Origin of the sequence: Microbacterium sp. 22303, assembly GCF_052045265.1 — a bacterium.
Lineage (GTDB): Bacteria > Actinomycetota > Actinomycetes > Actinomycetales > Microbacteriaceae > Microbacterium.
Genome location: NZ_JBQEOQ010000003.1, coordinates 401739 through 419581 on the forward strand (window position 1 = coordinate 401739; position 17843 = coordinate 419581).

The following is a 17843-nucleotide window of genomic DNA, read 5'->3' on the forward strand; positions in this document are numbered from 1 at the left end:
GCGAGCCGACCGGATCCGTTCAGGTCGCAGAATGTGCTCCGACAACAGTCCCGAAGCAGCAAAAACTGCGACCTGAACGAGACAACTGCGACCTGAACGAACCAACTGTCACCTGAACATCGCAACAGGCGGCCAGCCCGCCGAAGTCCGTGCCGGCGCACCACATCCGCGCCGGCGCACCGATGTCAGCGCGCGTGCGAGCCGCTCAGCGCGTGCGTGCCGCGATCATGTCGGCCGCGGTGCCGCGGAACATCGGCCCGTGCCCGACCACGATCGTGCGCTCGGGCAGGGCGCGGAGGCGCTCGAGGCTCTCCGGCGTCTCCTCGGGCGCATCGCTGAACGGGCCGAGCTGCACGTCGGTGGACCCGTTCAGCACGTGCCGGGTGGTGAGGGCGTCGCCGACGAAGATCGCGTCGACCGCGGGGACGCGGATGGCGACAGACCCGGGCGAGTGCCCCGGCAGGCCGATGATCTCGGGCGCCCCGGGCAGATCCAGGACATCCCCATCCTTCATCGTGCGCACGGCGCCGAGGTGCTTCGTGCGCAGGCCGCCTCGGCGCAGCGCGGCCGCGAAGAACTGCAGCGCGGGCCTCAGCTTCATGGCGCCGCCCGAGGCGCCCGGCGTCTTCTCCCCCTGCGCCCTGCCCGCATCCGCCTCGTGCACGAAAGTCGGCACGCCGTAGGCGGTGCGCAGCCATTCGGCGACGCCGATGTGATCGCTGTCGCCGTGGGTGAGCACGATGCCGCGGATGTCCTCGAGGCGACGGCCGGCGGCGGCGAGCGCCTGCTGCAGGATCCGCCGGTCGCCCGGCAGGCCCGCGTCGATCAGCGTGACGCCCTCGTCGGTGACGACGGCGTGCATGGCGACGATGTCGTCGCCGATCCGGATGAGCTCTGCATTCATGATGGCTACGTTATATAGCTATCATGGCTACTGTCAATAGTCTTATGATCGAAAAGCGCCGACCCGCATCTGCGGTCGACGCAGAGGAGGACCCGATGCCCGCACCGCAACGCGTCACCCGCGTCGCGCTCACCGCCGCCGCGCGCGCCATCGCTGAGGACGAGGGCATCGACGCCGTCACGATCAGCGCGGTCGCCACCGCCGTCGGGGTGCGCCCGCCGAGCCTGTACAAGCACGTCGCGCACCGGCACGACCTGCTGCGACTGATCGCCGACGACGCCGCCCGCGAGCTCGACGAGGATGTCACGGCTCTGGCCGGATCCGCGACCGACTCCGCCGCGTCGCTCGCCGCGATCGCCCGCGCATTCCGGGCGTTCAGCACCCGCTCCCCTCACGCCGCCTCGCTGCTGTTCTCGGGCGCCGCGCTCAGCGCCGAGCCCCAGTCCGATGGCATGGTCGCGCTCACCCGGACCCTGCTGGATGCCGTGCGCGCCGCGGCGCCGGGCGATCCACTCCCCGCCGCACGCACGCTGACGGCCTGGGCGTACGGCTTCTGCACCATGGAGCAGGCCGGCGCGTTCCAGCTCGGCGGCGACGTGGACGAGGCGTTCGAGTTCGGCCTGACCACGCTCGTGGACGCGCTCACCGCGCTCCGCTGAAGGCCAGCCGGGTGACACCGGCGCACCCTGTCCCACCCCCGCGCACCGGCGTAGGGTGGCGACATGGGACGCATCGAGGAGCTGGACCGGGCGGCAGCCGCAGCCTCGGGCTCCACCCAGGAGGCGCCCGCCGAGGCGCTCACCACGATCGAATGGCTCATCGCCGCGATCGATGCGGACCGCACCGACGGGCTCTTCGGTCGCTGGGGTGCGGCCACCGCGATCGATGCACGCACGGGCGAGGCGCTCATCCCGCAGGCGCTGTTCGAGGCCCTGCACGAGCGGGCAGGGCTGAAGGCGGCATGGCCGATCGGCAACGCCGGGCTGCTGCAGACCTACGCATCTCTGCTGTCGGCTGTCGATGCCGACCGGAACCGCGAACGTTGGCTCGGCTCGGACCTGGCAACGGGGCTGGGTCTCGACGGTGCGCACTTCATTCCGTGGGAGGGATCCGGCACGCTGCTCGCCCGCGCGACGCACGCCGCTTCCGTCCTCCTCGCCTCGGGCGGGGAGTTCTCCTGGTACTCGCTCGCCGAGGGCAGGGCGACCCGCGCCGTGCTGAGCCACGAGCACGACGGATCCCGCGCTCTCGCCTACGCCGTGGCGCCAGCCCCGGGGACGTCGCCGCTCCTGGTCGCCTTGCTGCCCGTGGCACAGGCCGAGCCGATCCGTCGAGACCTCGACGACGCCGCGTCGCGCCTGCGCTGGAACGCCGCCTGATCCACGTTGCCGTGCGATCCGGATCCATTGCGGATCCAGCTTTCTCATAGCCGTCACTCAGCGGATTCATCGATTCGTCACCTGGCCGTCACCCGCCGTACTGCCCGCGCTGGTGGGCTGAGGGAGCTCGGATCCGGCACGCACACCTGCGAGCCGCCGGGCCGTCCCCCGCTCCCCAGAGGAAGACAGCCATGACTGCCAGAACCACGATCGCGCGCTCCGCGATCGCGCTCACCCTCGTCGCCGGCGCCGCGCTGGCCGCACCTGCCGCCTACGCGGCCGCGCCCGTCGACCCGTCCGCCCCAGGCGGCGCCACCCGCAACGACGGCGACCGCACGGCGGCCCTGCGCGACGCGATCGTCGACGGCCCCGCGAAGAACGTGATCCTGCTCATCGGCGACGGCATGGGCGACTCCGAGATCACGGTCGCCCGCGACTACCAGTACGGCGCGGGCGGACAACTGCCGGGCATCGATGCACTGCCGCTGACCGGTTCGTACACGACCTACTCGCTGAACAAGGACGGCTCGGCGGACTACGTGCCGGACTCGGCCGCGACCGGATCCGCCTGGGCGACCGGCACCAAGACCTACGACGGCGCGATCTCCGTCGACATCGCAGGCAAGGGGCACGACACCCTGGTCGAGCTGGCCAAGGCGAACGGGCTCAAGACGGGCAACGTCTCCACGGCCGAGCTGCAGGATGCCACCCCGGCCGTACAGGCCGCGCACGTCGCCGGCCGCAAGTGCTACGGACCCGACTCGGTGAAGCAGTGCGGCGCCGACCTGCTCGAGAACGGCGGCAAGGGCTCGATCAGCGAGCAGATCCTGGACACCCGCGCGGACGTCACGCTGGGCGGCGGATCCGAGTCCTTCGAGCAGATCGCGAAGGCGGGCGCCTGGCCGGGCGCGACCCTGTTCCAGCAGGCGGAGACCCGCGGATACCAGGTCGCCCGCACGGCTGCCGATCTCTCCGCGATCAGCGCCGCGGACCAGACCCGGCCGGTGCTGGGCACGTTCACCCCCGGCAACTTCCCGACCCGATTCGCCGAGACCACCGCCACCGTCGGCGGCGCCGACGCAGCGCCTGTCGCCTGCACCGAGAGCGTCGACCGGCTGGGCTCGTCGCTCTCGCTCGCGGCGCTCACCCAGAAGTCGATCGACCTGCTCAAGGGCGACAAGGGCTTCTTCCTGCAGGTCGAGGGCGCGTCCATCGACAAGCAGGACCACGCCGCCAACGCCTGCGGCCAGATCGGCGAGACCATCGATCTCGACGAGGCCGTGCAGGTCGCGCTCGACTTCGCGAAGGCCGACGGCAACACGCTCGTGATCGTCACCGCCGATCACGCGCACACCTCGCAGATCGTGGACAGCACCCCGCCGACCTCGCTCTCGATCGCGCTGAAGACCACCGAGGGCTCCACGATGAAGGTCTCCTACGGCACCGCAGGGGCGGGCGGCTCGCAGCAGCACACCGGCACCCAGGTGCGCATCGCGGGTTACGGTCCCGGGGCGGCGAACGTCGTGGGGCTCACGGACCAGACCGACAACTTCTTCACCATCGCGGGCGCCCTGCAACTGAACCGGGACCTCGTCGCGCTGTCGGACGGCGCCACGCTCACGGCACCCGAGAAGGTCGCCCCCGGCGGCACGCTCACCATCACAGCCGCAGGCCTGAACGGCGACCGGCAGGTGAACGGATCCGTCTCGGCGTCCGGGGCGACCGCACGCGCCGCCGCCACCACGATCGGCCGCACGGATGTCATCGACGGGGGCGTGGCGGTGCCGCTGACGGCGCCGACCGAGCCGGGCGAGTACACGGTCGCCGTGACCGGTGGGCAGACCGGCAAGGCCCTGAGCGTCACGTTCACGGTCGCCGAGGGCGCACCGACCACCCCGACCGCGTCGCCCGGCCCGACCGCTCCGGCCGTCGCGCTCCCGCCGGGCAACGGGAACGACGGCGGCAGCCTGGCGCTCACGGGTGGCACGATCGGCGCGGCGGCGCTCGTCGCCCTCGCACTGATCGCGGGCGGCCTGCTACTCGTGCGCGCCAGGGTCCGGCGCGCGTAACGCGCTAGAAAACGCCGGACGGCGTCAGCCTTTCGGGGCCGGCGCCATCCGTGTGTCGGACGGGGTCAGCGCACCGCGGCCGCCCGAAGCCTCAGTCCGGCGCGTGCGCCGCGCGGGTGGACTGACGCACGATGAGCCTGGTCGGGATCGGGGTGTCCTCGGTCATGCGATCGGGCTCCTCGAACGCGAGAAGCAGCTTCTGCATCATGAGTTCGCCGAGGGCCGCGAAGTCCTGCCGCACCGTGGTCAGCGCCGGATACAGGAAGGCTGCTTCGGGGACGTCGTCGTAGCCCACCACGCTGACGTCCTCGGGGACGCGCAGCCCCCGCTCCCGCAGCGCGGAGAGCAGCCCGATCGACATCTGATCGTTCGCGGCGAACACGGCCATGCCCTGCGCGATGTCCAGGTTCGACCCGAGGCGGTATCCACTCGCGGCGCTCCAGTCCCCGGCGACCGGCGAGACGATCTCCAGACGCCGCTCGGCGAGCTCATCACGCCAGCCCCGCACCCGCTCCACGGCGTCCGGCGCTTGCTGGGGACCGGCGAGATGCAGGATCCGGGTGTAGCCGAGTTCGGCGAGATGCCGCACCGCCTGCCGCGCCCCGCGATACTGATCGATCGAGACCAGCCGTGCGTGCCGGCGAGGCGTGGCCGCCGAAGCGACCATTGGGATGGACAGCTCGATGCTGCGCACCGTCTCCAACGCCGCAAGATCGACGACCACGAGGGCGATCGCATCCACCCGCTGGCGCAGCAGGCCCTCGACCGCCGAGCGCACGCCGATCGCCGGGTCCTCATCGAGAAGACTGACCGAGTCCACCGTGTACCGGGCGGTTCGGGCGGCGGCGTTGAAATGCATCGCGATCGCGGACGGGCCGAAGTCGGGCACCCCGGGCGTCACCAGCCCGATCGTCCTGGTGCGTCGGGTGACCAGCGCCCTGGCCGCAGGCGACGGGCTGTAGCGCAGCTGCGCGATCGCATGCTCGACGCGGGCCTTCGTCGCAGGCCGCACATTGGGCAGGTCGTTGATCACACGCGACACGGTCTGGTGCGAGACGCCGGCAAGCCGCGCGACGTCGAAGATGTTCGCAGCGCGGGCGGGAATGTCGTCGGTCACGTCACTCCTCGTCCTCGGGGCGCGCAACGAGAGCGAGCAGCGAATCCACCGTCAGGTCAGCCGTGGCGACGCTGTCGACCACGCGCCCCCCGCGCAGGATCACGACGCGATGGCCCACGCGCAGCACCTCCTCCAGTTCGGCGGAGATGAACACGACCGACAGCCCGTTGTCGGCGAACTCGCCCACGAGTTTCTGTATCTCGACTTTAGCGCCGACGTCGATGCCGCGGGTGGGCTCGTCCAGCACCAGCACGCGCGGAGACAGCGCCAGCATGCGCGCGAGCAGCACCTTCTGCTGGTTGCCTCCGGACAGGATTCCGGCGGGCAGATCCGGATCAGCGGGGCGGATCCCGAGCGCCTCGATCCAGCTCATCGCCAGTTCGCGCTGACGGGACCGGCGCATACGGCGCAGTATGCCGCGCTGCGCCTGCACCGCGAGCGTGATGTTGTCCTGGACGCTGAGGCCGCCCACGATTCCCTCGGTCCGACGGTCCTCGGACGAGTACACGATGCCGAGATCGATCGCCTGCCGCGGAGAACGCCACGTCCTCGCCGTGCCCTCGACGCGCAGAATCCCGGCATCCAGGCGGTCGACGCCGGAGAGCGCCCGGGCGAGTTCGGTCCGCCCGGAGCCGAGCAGCCCGGCGACGCCGAGCACCTCGCCCTCCCCGATGCGCAGGTCGGCGTCCACGATGCCTCTGCCGACCGTGAGCCCCTCGGCGGCGAGGAGAGCGACCTCGTCATCTTCCACCGCTTCCGGCGGGGACGCGAGGTGGGCGGGCAGGGACCGGCCGAGCATCTTCTCGACAAGGTCGATCCGCAGCAGCTCTGTCGTCAGATACTCGCCGACAAGACGCCCACCACGCAGCACGGTCACCCGGTCGCAGATCTCGTACACCTGGTCGAGGAAATGGGACACGAAGAGGATCGCCACTCCGCGTTTCTTGAGTTTGCGGATCACTCGGAACAACTCGGCGACCTCGTCGAGATCCAGACTCGAGGTCGGCTCGTCCAGTACCAGGATCCTGACGTCGGTCGCGATCGCCCGCGCGATCGCGACCAGCTGCTGGATGGCGAGCGGATGCGCTCCCAGCGGAGAGGCCGGATCTATCGCCACCCCCAGATCGTCCAGGACCGTCGCCGTGCGGCGCCGCATCTGCGGGAAGTCGATCCCACCGAACCGGCGCGGCTCCCGGCCGAGCCAGATGTTCTCTGCGACGGACAGGTTCGGCAGCAGATCGATCTCCTGGTACACCGTGCTGATCCCGTGACGCAGCGCATCGGCCGGGGTGGCGAAGCGAACCCGGGTCCCGTCCAGCCGAATGATGCCGGCGTCCAGGGCGAGCGCACCGGTGAGCGCGCGGATCAGCGTCGACTTGCCCGCCCCGTTCTCCCCCATGAGCGAATGCACCTCGCCAGGGAACATCCGGAAATCGACGTCGGTGAGCGCCGTCGAGCCCTGGAAGCGCACGGTGGCGCCCCGGATCTCGACGAGCGGCTCGACGGGCTTCGACATGTTCCTATCGTGTCCGATGTCGTCGCCCGATTTCCGCATTCGGGCTCACCGTCGGCGCGCCCTCATCACCAGGAAGCGCTGCACCACGACGAAGACCAGCAGCAGGGCGCCGATCGTGATCCGCATCCAGGAGGTGTCGACACCGAGGAAGCTGATAACGGTCTTGATCAGACCGTAGACGAGCACACCGAACAGCGAGCCGAGCACATAGCCGCTGCCACCGCTGAGCAGCGTCCCACCGATGACCACCGCCGCGATCGTGTCGAGCTCGGTACCGATGCCGTTGAGGCTGTACCCGGAGCTCGTGTAGGCGGTGAAGACGACCCCGGCGAGGCCCGCGCACGTACCGCTGATGGCGTAGACGAGCAGCTTGGCGCGCGCAACCGGCAAGCCCATGAGGCGCGCCGACTGCTCGTTGCCGCCCACCGCGTAGACGGTGCGACCGAACCGGGTCCAGCCCAGCACCCACGCCGCGATCACGACGGCGACGAGCGCGATGATGACGGTCGGGGTGATGTACCAGCCGCCGGGCAGGCGGAACCGGGAGGACTGCAGCGCACCGAGGAATGGGTCCGACACACGCAGGGTGTCCAGGCTCACCACGAACGCCAGGCCACGGGCCAGGAACATCCCGGCCAGAGACGCGATGAACGGCTGCACGTCGAAGTACTGCACGAGCACCCCGATGAACAGGCCGATCACGGCGCCGGCGGCGATCATGACGGGTACCGCGATGAACGGCGGTACACCGGAGAGCAGGAGCTTGGCGCCCAGGATGCCCGTGAAGCCCATGACCGCCCCGACCGAGAGGTCGATTCCGCCGCTGAGGATCACGAACGTCATGCCGACCGCGAGGATCAGCAGGTAGGCGTTGTCGAGCAGCAGCGAGGACAGCAGCCGCGGCGAGACGAACGTGCCGAAGTACACCTGCCCGCCGATCAGCATCGCGACGAAGATCGCGGCTGCGGCCAGCACCGGCACCCATCCGCTGTGTCGTACGGCGAAGGCGCGCAGGCGGCCGGTCAGATCGCGTTCGGGGGACAGCCCCGTGACAGTAGCGCTCATCACGCCTTCCCCTCCCCCGCGCCGACGAGGGCGGGCGTCTCTGCCGACTCACGCCGGATCGGTCCCGATCCGGCGGATCGGGATGCCCGGCCCCGGAACCAGGCGCGCATGCGGGTGGACTGCGCCAGGCAGACGATCACGATCACCGCAGCTTTGAACACCGGCGTGACAGCCGGCGGGACGCCGAGGAAGGTGATGGTCGAGGTGAGCGTCTGGATCGTGTAGACGCCGATCACCGTGCCGGCGATCGTGAAGCGCCCGCCCATGAGCGATGCGCCGCCGAGCACGACGGCGAGGATCGCGTCCACTTCGATGTTCACGCCGGCGTTGTTCGCGTCAGCCGCCATGATGTTGGACGTGTAGAGCACGCCTGCCATGCCGGCGAGGAGCCCGCTGGCCGCGTAGGCACCCCAGATGATGCCGCGCGCTCGCACGCCGGCGATCCGGCTCGCGGTCGGGTTGATGCCGACCGCCTCCGTGAGCATGCCGAGGGCGGTGCGCCGTTCGACGAGCGCGACCACGACGATCGCCACGACCGCGACGAGGAACGCGAAGGGAAGTCCGATCACGTAGCCCTGTGCCATGAACTGGTACGGCGCGCTGTTGATCGTGGTGATGTTGCCCTGCGTGATGAGGAAGGCGATGCCTCGCCCGGCCAGCATGAGGACGAGAGTCGCGATGATCGGCTGGATCCCGAGCACCGCGACCAGGAATCCGTTCCAGGCCCCGAACAGCAGGGTCGTGATCAGGCCCGCGAGGATCGCCAGGGCGATGACGCCGAGGTCGTTCGGGTTCGGCGATCCCTTGATGATGGTGAGGCTGACTGCGCCCGAGACCGCCATGATCGCGCCGACCGAAAGATCGATGCCGCGGGTGGCGATCACGATCATCATGCCGAGCGCGACGAGCATGAGAGGCGCGCTGTTGCGGATGATGTCGATGAGCGAGCCGTACAGCTGGCCGTCCCGCAGGGAGACGGCCAGGAAGGATGGCCGTGCGATGGTGTTCAGCAGCACCAGCGCCAGCAACGCGCCGATGGGCAGCGCGAGTCGGTGCGTCAGGATCTTCTTCAGCGAGATGCCGCGTGCCGCATCGGTCATGCCGCGTGCTCCTTCGTGATCTCGTCGAGGACATCCGCGGCGTCCGTCGATCCCCTGGCGATGATGCCGACGAGTTCGTCGACCTCGGTGTCGGCGGTGGTGGTCAGTTCGCCGATCTTACGGCGATCGCGCATCACCACGATGCGCTGCGACAGGCGCAGGACCTCTTCCAGCTCGGAGGAGATGAAGACGACCGACAGCCCCTCCGAGGACAACCGTGAGACGAGACGCTGGATGTCCGCTTTGGCGCCCACGTCGATGCCGCGGGTGGGCTCGTCCAGGATGAGCAGCTCAGGCGCCGTGGCAAGCCAGCGCGCCAGGACGACCTTCTGCTGGTTACCCCCGGAGAGGTTGCGGACGCGAGCATTCGGGTCCGCAGGCCGGATGCCCAGCGCCGTGATGTATTCGCCCACCACGACGTCCTGTTCGGCCTGGGGCACCTTGCGCATCCAGCCGCGGCGCGCCTGGATGCCGAGCACGATGTTCTCGGCGACCGTGAGGTCTCCCACGATCCCTTCCTCCCTGCGGTCTTCGGAGGTGAACGCGATGCGCGCATCGATCGCGTCGCGGGGCGCGGAGATGCGTACCCGTTCGCCGTGCACCGCGATCTGCCCGCTGTCGGCGGTGTCGGCGCCGGAGAGCAGTCGCACTAGTTCGGTACGACCGGACCCGAGCAAACCGGCGAGCCCCACGACCTCGCCGTCGAACACCTCGAGGTCGACCGGCTCGATGACTCCGCGACGGCCGATGCCGGTCGCGCGCAGCACGGGGATGCCGGAGCGATCCACATGCCGCTCTGCGGTGTCGATGGACTCCAGCTCCTGGAGCTCGCGGCCGAGCATGAGCCCGATGAGCTCGGTGCGGTCCACTTCGGACGCCGCGTACTCGCCCACGAGCGAACCGTTGCGCAGCACCGTGAGGCGGTCGGAGATCTCGTATACCTGATCGAGGAAGTGCGTGACGAAGAGGATCGCGACGCCCCGATCGCGCAGATCGCGCATGACGGCGAAAAGCTGGTCGACCTCGTCGCGGTCCAGGCTCGAAGTCGGCTCATCCAGCACGAGAACCTTGCAGTCGGAGACCATGGCCCTGCTGATCGCGACCAGCTGCTGCACGGCGATCGAGTGCGACGACAACGGCGAACGGGGATCGATCGTCAGACCGAGGCTGCGCAGGTGCCTGCTCGCTGAATCGTGCGTGCGCCGCCAGTCGATGCCGAACGGACCGCGGATCTCCTGCCCCAGCATGACGTTCTCACCGACGGAGAGGTTCGCGCAGAGGTTGACCTCCTGGTACACGGTCCACACACCCGCGTCCTGCGCGTCGGCGGTGCCGCCGAACACCTTGTCCGTTCCGTCGACCCGGACGAGGCCGGTGTCGATCCGGTACACCCCGGTGAGCGCCTTGATGAGGGTGGACTTGCCCGCGCCGTTCTCGCCCATGAGGGTGTGCACCTCGCCGGCCCTGAGGGTGAAGTCGACATCTTGCAGTGCTTTCACGCCCGGGAAGGAGATGTTGATGCCGCGCATCTCGATGACGCTGCGGTGGTCGCCAGTGACCATGATTGCCTTTCTCACGAGGCGAGGGGAGGACGCGAGGCGCCCTCCCCTCGGATCCTCAGTACTTGCGGTCGGGCAAGGCCGTCTTCGCCTGCTCCGGGGTGAACGACTGGTCGACGGCGGTCTGCTTCTTCTCGACGTCCTTGCCGGCCAGCACGTCCTTGACGGTCTTGGCGACGGTCGGACCGAGCAGCGGGTTGCACTCCACCACGTAGTTGAACTCGCCGTTGGCGGCGGCCTGAAGACCATCGTGGGTGGCATCGATCGTCACGATCTGGATGTCCTTGCCCGGTGTGAGGCCCGCGGCCTTGATCGCGTCGAGGGCGCCGAGGCCCATGTCATCGTTCTGCGCGAAGAGCAGGTTGATGCTCTTGCCGTACTTCTGCAGGAACCCCTCCATGACCGTCTTGCCATCGGCGCGCGTGAAGTTGCCCGTCTGCGAGTCCAGCTTCTTGATCTGGCTGCCCTTGATCGCGTCATCGAAGCCGGTGGCGCGATCGATGGCGGGGGCGGAACCAGTGGTGCCCTCGAGAACGACCATATTGGTGGCCTTGTCGCCGAGAGTCTGCTTCGCCCAGGCGCCCGCGGTCTCCCCCTCCTTCTTGAAGTCGTCGCCGATCCATGCCTTGTACAGATCGCTGGAGCCATCGATCGTGCGGTCCTCGAGGATGACCGGGATGTTCGCGTCCTTCGCCTCCTTGAGCACGTCATCCCATCCGGTGGTGACGACCGGGGCGATGACGATCGCATCCACGCCCTGGTTGATGAAGTTGCGGACGGCCGCGATCTGGTTCTCCGGCTTGTTGTCGGCGGCGTTGAAGATCAGCTTGAAGCCGTTCTTGGCGGAGAACGCGTCCTTCATCGACTCCGTGTTGGCGCTGCGCCATCCGCTCTCCGACCCGGTCTGCGCGAAGCCGACCGTGACGACCCCGTCCCCCTTCGACCCGCCGGATGCGGCCGAAGATCCTCCGGAGCAACCGGTGGCCGCCATGGCCACGGCGCCGAGCAGCGCGATGCCCGCGATGATGCCCTTCTTCACTGGAACCTCCTTGTTCAATCCGGCATCCTCGCCGGAGTCTCGTGTGGGCCTGGGAGGCCTGTGCGAAATGTTAGCCTTCACATTTCTCCCAGCGCCACGTTGTGAGCGATCACAATTCGATAACAAGGCTGTCAGCATCGGTGCTTTGCATCGAGCAGCTGTCGCCTCATGGCCTTCAAGCCGTGAGCGATAACATTTCTTCCTCTTCGTCGAGGACGCACGCGCCGCCGCATCGTCGGATGGGACCGGATCCCTCCGAATGCAGCCGATGGGTCGATCGGGAGTCGAGTGAGTCCCGCGTTCGCCACCGTTCCCGTGCGCTGCGATGCGAACCGCCGGAGCATGAGACGACGGGCGATTTCGCGGAGGGTGAATTCTTCCCGGTGCTCATCTCATCTCAGCTCAACTCAGCTCGCGGCGGACACAGCCGGATATCGCTGGGCGATGCCCGGCAGCTTGTTCGTCGCGGATGGCCCGCCTCAGTCCGGGGCGTGCGCCTCGAGGAACTCGTACACGTCGGTCGTGTCGACACCGGGGAACGCTCCGGTCGGCAGCGTGGCGAGCAGGGTGCGCGGCGTGCGCACGTTCGGCCAGGACTGCTCCCGCCAGCGCTTCTCGAGGTCCGCCGGAGCACGCCGGCAGCACACCTCGACCGAGTGCTTCGAGACGCCGCGGTTGGGCGTCTCGCGCCCGATGAACCACTTCGTGTCGTCGAAGCGCACGCCCACGCTCACCGAGTGCAGGCCCTCGCTCGACGCCTCCACGCGGGCGGTGCACCAGTACGTGCCGTTGCCGGTGTCGGTGTACTGGTAGTACGGGTTGAACCGGTCCTCCTCCTCGAACACGACTCGGCTGGTCCACCGCCGGCAGCACATCTGCCCCTCGATGGATCCGAGCCGGTCGGTCGGGAAGTTCACGTCGTCGTTCTCATAGGCCTTCGTGATGGTGCCCGACTCGTGCACCTTGAGGAAGTGCACCGGGATGTCCAGGTGCCGGGTGGCGAGGTTCGTGAACCGGTGCGCGGCGGTCTCGTACGACACCGAGTAGGCGTCGCGGAGGTCCTCGATCGAGATCGCCCGGCGCTGTTTCGCATCCTTCAGCACCGGCACCAGGTGCTCCTCCGGCATCAGCAGCGCGCCGGTGAGGTAGTTCGTCTCCACGCGCTGACGCAGGAACTCGGCGTAGCTGCGCGGCTCGGAGTGGCCGAGGATCCGGCTGGAGAGCGCCTGCAGCACCGCGGTGCGGGCATCGCCCTTCCCCGGCACGCGGCTGGAGAGGTAGAGCCGCCCATGCGCGAGGTCGGCCACGCTGCGCGTCGACTGCGGGAGATCGGGCGCGTAGTGCAGGGTGAAGCCGAGGTGTGCGGCGATGTCGCTCGCGCTGCGCTGCGTCAGCGGGCCGCCCGGGTGGTGCACGGCGGCGAGGATCTCCGCCGCCTTCTTCTCCAGGTCTGCGAAGTGGTTGTCCTGACGGCGCATGAGGTGACGCAGTTCGACGTTCGCCCGCCGGGCCTCCTCGGGCGTCGCCGCACGCTCGTCGCGGAGCTTGTCGATCTCGCTGTGCAGGGCGAGCAGCGCCTTGAGCGCCTCGTCCGGCACGGTCTTCGCGATCCGGAACGGCGCGATCCCGAGCGCCTGGAACGTCTGCCCCTTCATCGCGCGCTCGACCGCGATCTCCATCGCAGCGCGCTCATCGAGGGGCTGCTCGGCGAGGATCTGGTCGATCGTCGTATCCAGCGCGCGGGCGATCAGCTGCAGCTGGGTGAGCTTCGGCTCGCGCTTGCCGGTCTCGATCATGGACACCTGGCTCGGCGCCCGGTCGATCGCGGTCGCGAGCTGCTCGAGGGTCAGCCCGGCCGCCGTGCGGAGCTGCCGGATGCGGCGCCCGATCGTGAGAGCGTCGACCTCTTCTGCCGTGTCTGCGGTGACCATGGCGCCGATTCTGTCACGAAAACAGAAATCTGACTAAACTTCTCCATCGATTTGGTCTGGCCGAATCCAGATCTTCACTCAGAGTGGTCTCAAGCCACCCCGGCTGCTTCGACAGGCTCAGCAACCGAGCCGGACCGGATCCACTCACGGAGGAGACAGATCATGACCATTCCCACTGCGTCGCCGACCGCCCCGATCCGGACCGTCGGCGCAGCCGTCTCCGGCACCGAGGGCCCGGCGATCCGCATCACCGGCCCCATGCACGAGCGCTTCGGCGAGATCCTCACCCCCGCTGCCGTGGCCTTCCTCACCGAGCTGCACCACCGCTTCGGCGGACGCCGGCACGATCGCCTCGCCGACCGCATGCGCCGCCGCTTCGAGATCGGCAACGGGCACGACCCGCGCTTCCGCGACGACACCCGGCACATCCGCGAGGACGCCGACTGGCGCGTGGCCGGCGCCGGCCCCGGCCTCGAGGACCGCCGCGTGGAGATCACCGGCCCGACGGATCCGAAGATGACCATCAACGCGCTGAACTCCGGCGCCAAGGTGTGGCTGGCCGATCAGGAGGACGCGACGAGCCCGACGTGGCGCAACGTGATCGGCGGGCAGCTGTCGCTGCGCGACGCGATCCGCGGCCGGCTGACCCACACGAGCGAGGACGGCAAGGAGTACCGAGTCACCGCCGAGCAGACCCCCACGATCGTGATGCGCCCCCGCGGCTGGCACCTGCCCGAGAAGCACCTCGAGTTCACGGACCGCACCGGTCGCCGCATGGACGCCTCGGGCTCGCTGGTCGACTTCGGCCTCTACTTCTTCCACAACGCGCAGGCGTTGATCGAAGCCGGTCGCGGGCCGTACTTCTACATCGCCAAGCTCGAGTCGAGCGAGGAGGCGAAGCTCTGGAACGACGTGTTCACGTTCAGCGAGGAGTACTTCGGGATCCCCCGCGGCACGATCCGCGCGACCGTGCTGATCGAGACGCTGCCGGCCGCGTTCGAGATGGAGGAGATCCTGTTCGAGCTGCGCGAGCACTGCGCCGGCCTGAACGCCGGACGCTGGGACTACATCTTCTCGATCATCAAGAACTACCGCGGTCGCGGCGCCCGGTTCGTGCTGCCCGACCGCAGCGAGGTCACGATGATCGTGCCGTTCATGCGGGCCTACACCGAGCTGCTCGTGCAGACCTGCCACAGGCGCGGCGCCTACGCGATCGGCGGCATGAGCGCCTTCATCCCCAACCGGCGCGACCCCGAGGTGACCTCCCGGGCCATCGAGAAGGTCGCCGCAGACAAGAAGCGCGAGGCCGGCGACGGCTTCGACGGCACCTGGGTGGCGCACCCCGACCTGATCCCCACGGCGCGGGCCGAGTTCGACGCGGTGCTGGGCGAGCGGTCCAACCAGCTCGATCGGCAGCGCGACGATGTGCAGGTCCGCGCAGAGCAGCTGCTCGACGTGCACATCGGCCGGCCGATCACGGCCTCGGGCGTGCGCGACAACGTCTCCGTGGCGATCCGCTACATCGAGGCATGGCTGCGGGGCCTCGGCGCCGTGGCGATCGACAACCTCATGGAAGACGCGGCGACCGCCGAGATCAGCCGCTCGCAGGTGTGGCAGTGGATCCACCAGGGCCAGTCCACCCAGGACGGCACCCCCATCACGGCCGAGTACGTCGAGGGCCTGATCTCCGAGGTGCTCGCCGAGACCCCCCGCCCTTCGACGGGCTCTGGGACCGACGACCGCTTCGAGGACGCCGCGGCGGTGTTCCGCGAGGTGGCGCTGCAGCCCGAGTTCCCGGCGTTCCTGACGCTGCCCGCTTACTCCCGCTTCCTCGTCGAGACCGCCTGATCCCCTCGACGCCCGACCCATCGCCCACAAACGAAGGAATGACCATGACTCGCTACCAGGACGACATCGACGCCATCCAGGCGCTGAAGGCGGCGGCCGGATCCGGATGGAACGCCATCGACCCCGAGTCCGCAGCCCGCATGCGGGCGCAGAACCGCTTCCGCACCGGCCTCGAGATCGCGCAGTACACCGCCGACATCATGCGCCGCGACATGGCGGAGTACGACGCCGACTCGTCGCTGTACACGCAGTCGCTCGGCGTCTGGCACGGCTTCATCGGGCAGCAGAAGCTGATCTCGATCAAGAAGCACCTCAAGACGACGAACAAGCGCTACCTCTACCTCTCCGGCTGGATGGTCGCCGCGCTCCGCTCCGAGTTCGGGCCCCTGCCGGACCAGTCGATGCACGAGAAGACCGCGGTGCCCGCGCTCATCGAGGAGCTCTACACGTTCCTCCGTCAGGCCGACGCCCGGGAGCTGGACCTGCTCTTCACGCAGCTCGACGCGGCGCGCGCAGCCGAAGACGAGACGGCGGCCGAGTTCATCCAGTCCCAGATCGACGGCTACGAGACCCACGTCGTCCCGATCATCGCCGACATCGACGCCGGCTTCGGCAACCCCGAGGCGACGTACCTGCTCGCCAAGAAGATGATCGAGGCGGGCGCGTGCGCCATCCAGATCGAGAACCAGGTCTCGGACGAGAAGCAGTGCGGTCACCAGGACGGCAAGGTCACCGTGCCGCACGAGGACTTCATCGCCAAGCTCAACGCGGTCCGCTACGCGTTCCTCGAGCTCGGCATCGACAACGGGATCATCGTCGCCCGCACCGACTCCCTGGGTGCCGGCCTCACCCAGAAGCTCGCCGTCACGCACGAGCCGGGCGACCTCGGCGACCAGTACAACTCGTTCCTCGATGTCGAGGAGATCTCCGAGTCCGAGCTCGGCAACGGCGACGTGGTCATCAAGCGCGACGGCGCGCTGCTGCGCCCGAAGCGCCTGGCGAGCAACCTGTACCAGTTCCGACCCGGCACCGGAGAGGACCGCTGCGTGCTGGACTGCATCACGTCGCTGCAGAACGGCGCGGACCTGCTGTGGATCGAGACGGAGAAGCCGCACGTCGAGCAGATCGCCGGCATGGTCGACCGCATCCGCGAGGTGATCCCGAACGCGAAGCTGGTCTACAACAACAGCCCGTCGTTCAACTGGACGCTGAACTTCCGTCAGCAGGTGTACGACCTCCTCGCCGAGCAGGGCCAGGACGTCTCCGCCTACGACCGCAACGCCCTCATGAGCGTCGAGTACGACGACACCGAACTGGCGCGGCTGGCCGATGAGAAGATCCGCACCTTCCAGCGCGACGGCTCCGCCCGTGCCGGGATCTTCCACCACCTCATCACGCTGCCGACCTACCACACGGCTGCACTGTCGACCGATGACCTCGCCAAGGGCTACTTCGGCGACGAGGGCATGCTCGCCTACGTCCGGGGCGTCCAGCGTCGCGAGATCCGCGGAGGCATCGCCACGGTCAAGCACCAGAACATGGCCGGATCCGACCTCGGCGACAACCACAAGGAGTACTTCGCCGGCGACGCCGCTCTGAAGGCCGGCGGCCAGCACAACACGATGAACCAGTTCAGCTGACACCCCGCAGGGGTCGTTGAGCGAGGACGCCGAAGGCGACCGAGACGAAACGCGGTGATCTGACATGCTCGTCGGATCACCGCGTTTCGTCTCCGTCGCGCTCCGCGCGTCGTCGCTCAACGGCCCCAGAGAAATATGAAAGGACCCACCGCATGACCTCCACCGCTGACCTCTACGACGAGCACGGTGACACCCTCCAGTCCCTCGCCCTGCAGCTGCGTGACTTCGGCGGGCGCACGGCATTCGAAGGCCCGATCCGCACAGTGCGCTGCTTCCAGGACAACCAGCTCGTGAAGGACCTGCTCGCCACCGACGGTGCCGGGGCCGTGCTCGTGATCGACGGATCCGGATCCCTCGGCACCGCGCTCATGGGTGACATGATCGCCGCGAGCGCGGTCGCGAACGGCTGGGCGGGCGTGCTGGTCCACGGCGCGATCCGGGACAGCGCGGCGATCGGCCGGCTCCCCCTGGGCGTCAAGGCGCTCGGCACGAACCCGCGCAAGAGCGCCAAGACAGGGACCGGGCAGGTCGACGTGATGCTGCGGTTCGGCGACGTGGAGTTCTGCCCCGGCGCGCGGCTCTACGCCGACGAGGACGGCGTGCTCGTCGAGCGCTGACCCGTCCCGCGCGGGTCGGCGCCACGGCGCGGAAGTCGGGGCGGATGCCTCATGCGCCG

The 17843-nt window shown here is 68.9% G+C and carries 14 protein-coding genes; 6 read left to right on the forward strand and 8 right to left on the reverse strand.

Going from position 1 to position 17843, the window contains the following annotated elements:
- Positions 1-205: 205 nt before the first annotated feature.
- A complete protein-coding gene (locus ACTJI8_RS11355; RefSeq protein ID WP_440733545.1) occupies positions 206-904 on the reverse strand; it encodes an MBL fold metallo-hydrolase in 699 nt (232 codons plus the stop codon).
- A 95-nt stretch (positions 905-999) separates the two neighbouring features.
- On the opposite strand from ACTJI8_RS11355, the gene ACTJI8_RS11360 reads away from it, so the two are divergent.
- From ACTJI8_RS11360 to phoA, 3 genes are all read left to right on the forward strand, one after another.
- Positions 1000-1563 carry a TetR/AcrR family transcriptional regulator gene (locus tag ACTJI8_RS11360; protein ID WP_440733546.1) on the forward strand — a complete coding sequence of 188 codons (564 nt, stop codon included), beginning with the start codon at positions 1000-1002 and terminating at the stop codon, positions 1561-1563.
- A 63-nt stretch (positions 1564-1626) separates the two neighbouring features.
- Positions 1627-2283, forward strand: a complete 657-nt coding sequence (locus tag ACTJI8_RS11365) for an amino acid deaminase (RefSeq protein WP_440733547.1) — start codon at positions 1627-1629, stop codon at positions 2281-2283.
- A gap of 191 nt (positions 2284-2474) precedes the next feature.
- Positions 2475-4352 carry an alkaline phosphatase gene (gene phoA, locus ACTJI8_RS11370; RefSeq protein WP_440733548.1) on the forward strand — a complete coding sequence of 626 codons (1878 nt, stop codon included), beginning with the start codon at positions 2475-2477 and terminating at the stop codon, positions 4350-4352.
- A gap of 91 nt (positions 4353-4443) precedes the next feature.
- Here phoA and ACTJI8_RS11375 read toward each other — a convergent pair whose 3' ends face one another.
- From ACTJI8_RS11375 to ACTJI8_RS11405, 7 genes are all read right to left on the reverse strand, one after another.
- Positions 4444-5469 (reverse strand): LacI family DNA-binding transcriptional regulator, encoded by a 1026-nt coding sequence (locus tag ACTJI8_RS11375; protein ID WP_440733549.1) that lies wholly within the window; start codon positions 5467-5469, stop codon positions 4444-4446.
- A gap of 1 nt (position 5470) precedes the next feature.
- Positions 5471-6985: a sugar ABC transporter ATP-binding protein gene (locus ACTJI8_RS11380; RefSeq protein ID WP_440733550.1), complete on the reverse strand. Its 1515-nt coding sequence runs from the start codon at positions 6983-6985 to the stop codon at positions 5471-5473.
- A gap of 45 nt (positions 6986-7030) precedes the next feature.
- A complete protein-coding gene (locus ACTJI8_RS11385; RefSeq protein WP_440733551.1) occupies positions 7031-8050 on the reverse strand; it encodes an ABC transporter permease subunit in 1020 nt (339 codons plus the stop codon).
- Positions 8050-9150, reverse strand: coding sequence for an ABC transporter permease (locus tag ACTJI8_RS11390; protein ID WP_440733552.1), 1101 nt, complete (start codon positions 9148-9150; stop codon positions 8050-8052). Before ACTJI8_RS11390 ends, ACTJI8_RS11385 begins: the two co-directional genes overlap by 1 nt.
- Positions 9147-10712, reverse strand: a complete 1566-nt coding sequence (locus ACTJI8_RS11395; protein ID WP_440733553.1) for a sugar ABC transporter ATP-binding protein — start codon at positions 10710-10712, stop codon at positions 9147-9149. Before ACTJI8_RS11395 ends, ACTJI8_RS11390 begins: the two co-directional genes overlap by 4 nt.
- A gap of 55 nt (positions 10713-10767) precedes the next feature.
- Positions 10768-11748: an ABC transporter substrate-binding protein gene (locus ACTJI8_RS11400; protein ID WP_440733554.1), complete on the reverse strand. Its 981-nt coding sequence runs from the start codon at positions 11746-11748 to the stop codon at positions 10768-10770.
- 479 nt (positions 11749-12227) lie between these two features.
- On the reverse strand, positions 12228-13679 hold the full coding sequence (locus ACTJI8_RS11405; protein ID WP_440733555.1) for a helix-turn-helix domain-containing protein: 1452 nt from the start codon (positions 13677-13679) through the stop codon (positions 12228-12230).
- A gap of 162 nt (positions 13680-13841) precedes the next feature.
- On the opposite strand from ACTJI8_RS11405, the gene aceB reads away from it, so the two are divergent.
- From aceB to rraA, 3 genes are all read left to right on the forward strand, one after another.
- Positions 13842-15527: a malate synthase A gene (aceB, locus tag ACTJI8_RS11410; RefSeq protein WP_440733556.1), complete on the forward strand. Its 1686-nt coding sequence runs from the start codon at positions 13842-13844 to the stop codon at positions 15525-15527.
- A 44-nt stretch (positions 15528-15571) separates the two neighbouring features.
- Positions 15572-17167 (forward strand): isocitrate lyase, encoded by a 1596-nt coding sequence (locus ACTJI8_RS11415; RefSeq protein ID WP_440733557.1) that lies wholly within the window; start codon positions 15572-15574, stop codon positions 17165-17167.
- A 152-nt stretch (positions 17168-17319) separates the two neighbouring features.
- Positions 17320-17784: a ribonuclease E activity regulator RraA gene (rraA, locus tag ACTJI8_RS11420; RefSeq protein WP_440733558.1), complete on the forward strand. Its 465-nt coding sequence runs from the start codon at positions 17320-17322 to the stop codon at positions 17782-17784.
- The last annotated feature ends 59 nt before the right edge of the window (positions 17785-17843 follow it).

Excerpts from the sequence above, each read along its gene's own strand:
- ACTJI8_RS11355 (WP_440733545.1), bottom strand. The coding sequence starts at position 904 with ATGAATGCAGAGCTCATCCGGATCGGCGACGACATCGTCGCCATGCAC.
- ACTJI8_RS11360 (WP_440733546.1), top strand. The coding sequence starts at position 1,000 with ATGCCCGCACCGCAACGCGTCACCCGCGTCGCGCTCACCGCCGCCGCG.
- ACTJI8_RS11365 (WP_440733547.1), top strand. The coding sequence starts at position 1,627 with ATGGGACGCATCGAGGAGCTGGACCGGGCGGCAGCCGCAGCCTCGGGC.
- phoA (WP_440733548.1), top strand. The coding sequence starts at position 2,475 with ATGACTGCCAGAACCACGATCGCGCGCTCCGCGATCGCGCTCACCCTC.
- ACTJI8_RS11380 (WP_440733550.1), bottom strand. The coding sequence starts at position 6,985 with ATGTCGAAGCCCGTCGAGCCGCTCGTCGAGATCCGGGGCGCCACCGTG.
- ACTJI8_RS11385 (WP_440733551.1), bottom strand. The coding sequence starts at position 8,050 with ATGAGCGCTACTGTCACGGGGCTGTCCCCCGAACGCGATCTGACCGGC.
- ACTJI8_RS11390 (WP_440733552.1), bottom strand. The coding sequence starts at position 9,150 with ATGACCGATGCGGCACGCGGCATCTCGCTGAAGAAGATCCTGACGCAC.
- ACTJI8_RS11395 (WP_440733553.1), bottom strand. The coding sequence starts at position 10,712 with ATGGTCACTGGCGACCACCGCAGCGTCATCGAGATGCGCGGCATCAAC.
- ACTJI8_RS11405 (WP_440733555.1), bottom strand. The coding sequence starts at position 13,679 with ATGGTCACCGCAGACACGGCAGAAGAGGTCGACGCTCTCACGATCGGG.
- aceB (WP_440733556.1), top strand. The coding sequence starts at position 13,842 with ATGACCATTCCCACTGCGTCGCCGACCGCCCCGATCCGGACCGTCGGC.
- ACTJI8_RS11415 (WP_440733557.1), top strand. The coding sequence starts at position 15,572 with ATGACTCGCTACCAGGACGACATCGACGCCATCCAGGCGCTGAAGGCG.
- rraA (WP_440733558.1), top strand. The coding sequence starts at position 17,320 with ATGACCTCCACCGCTGACCTCTACGACGAGCACGGTGACACCCTCCAG.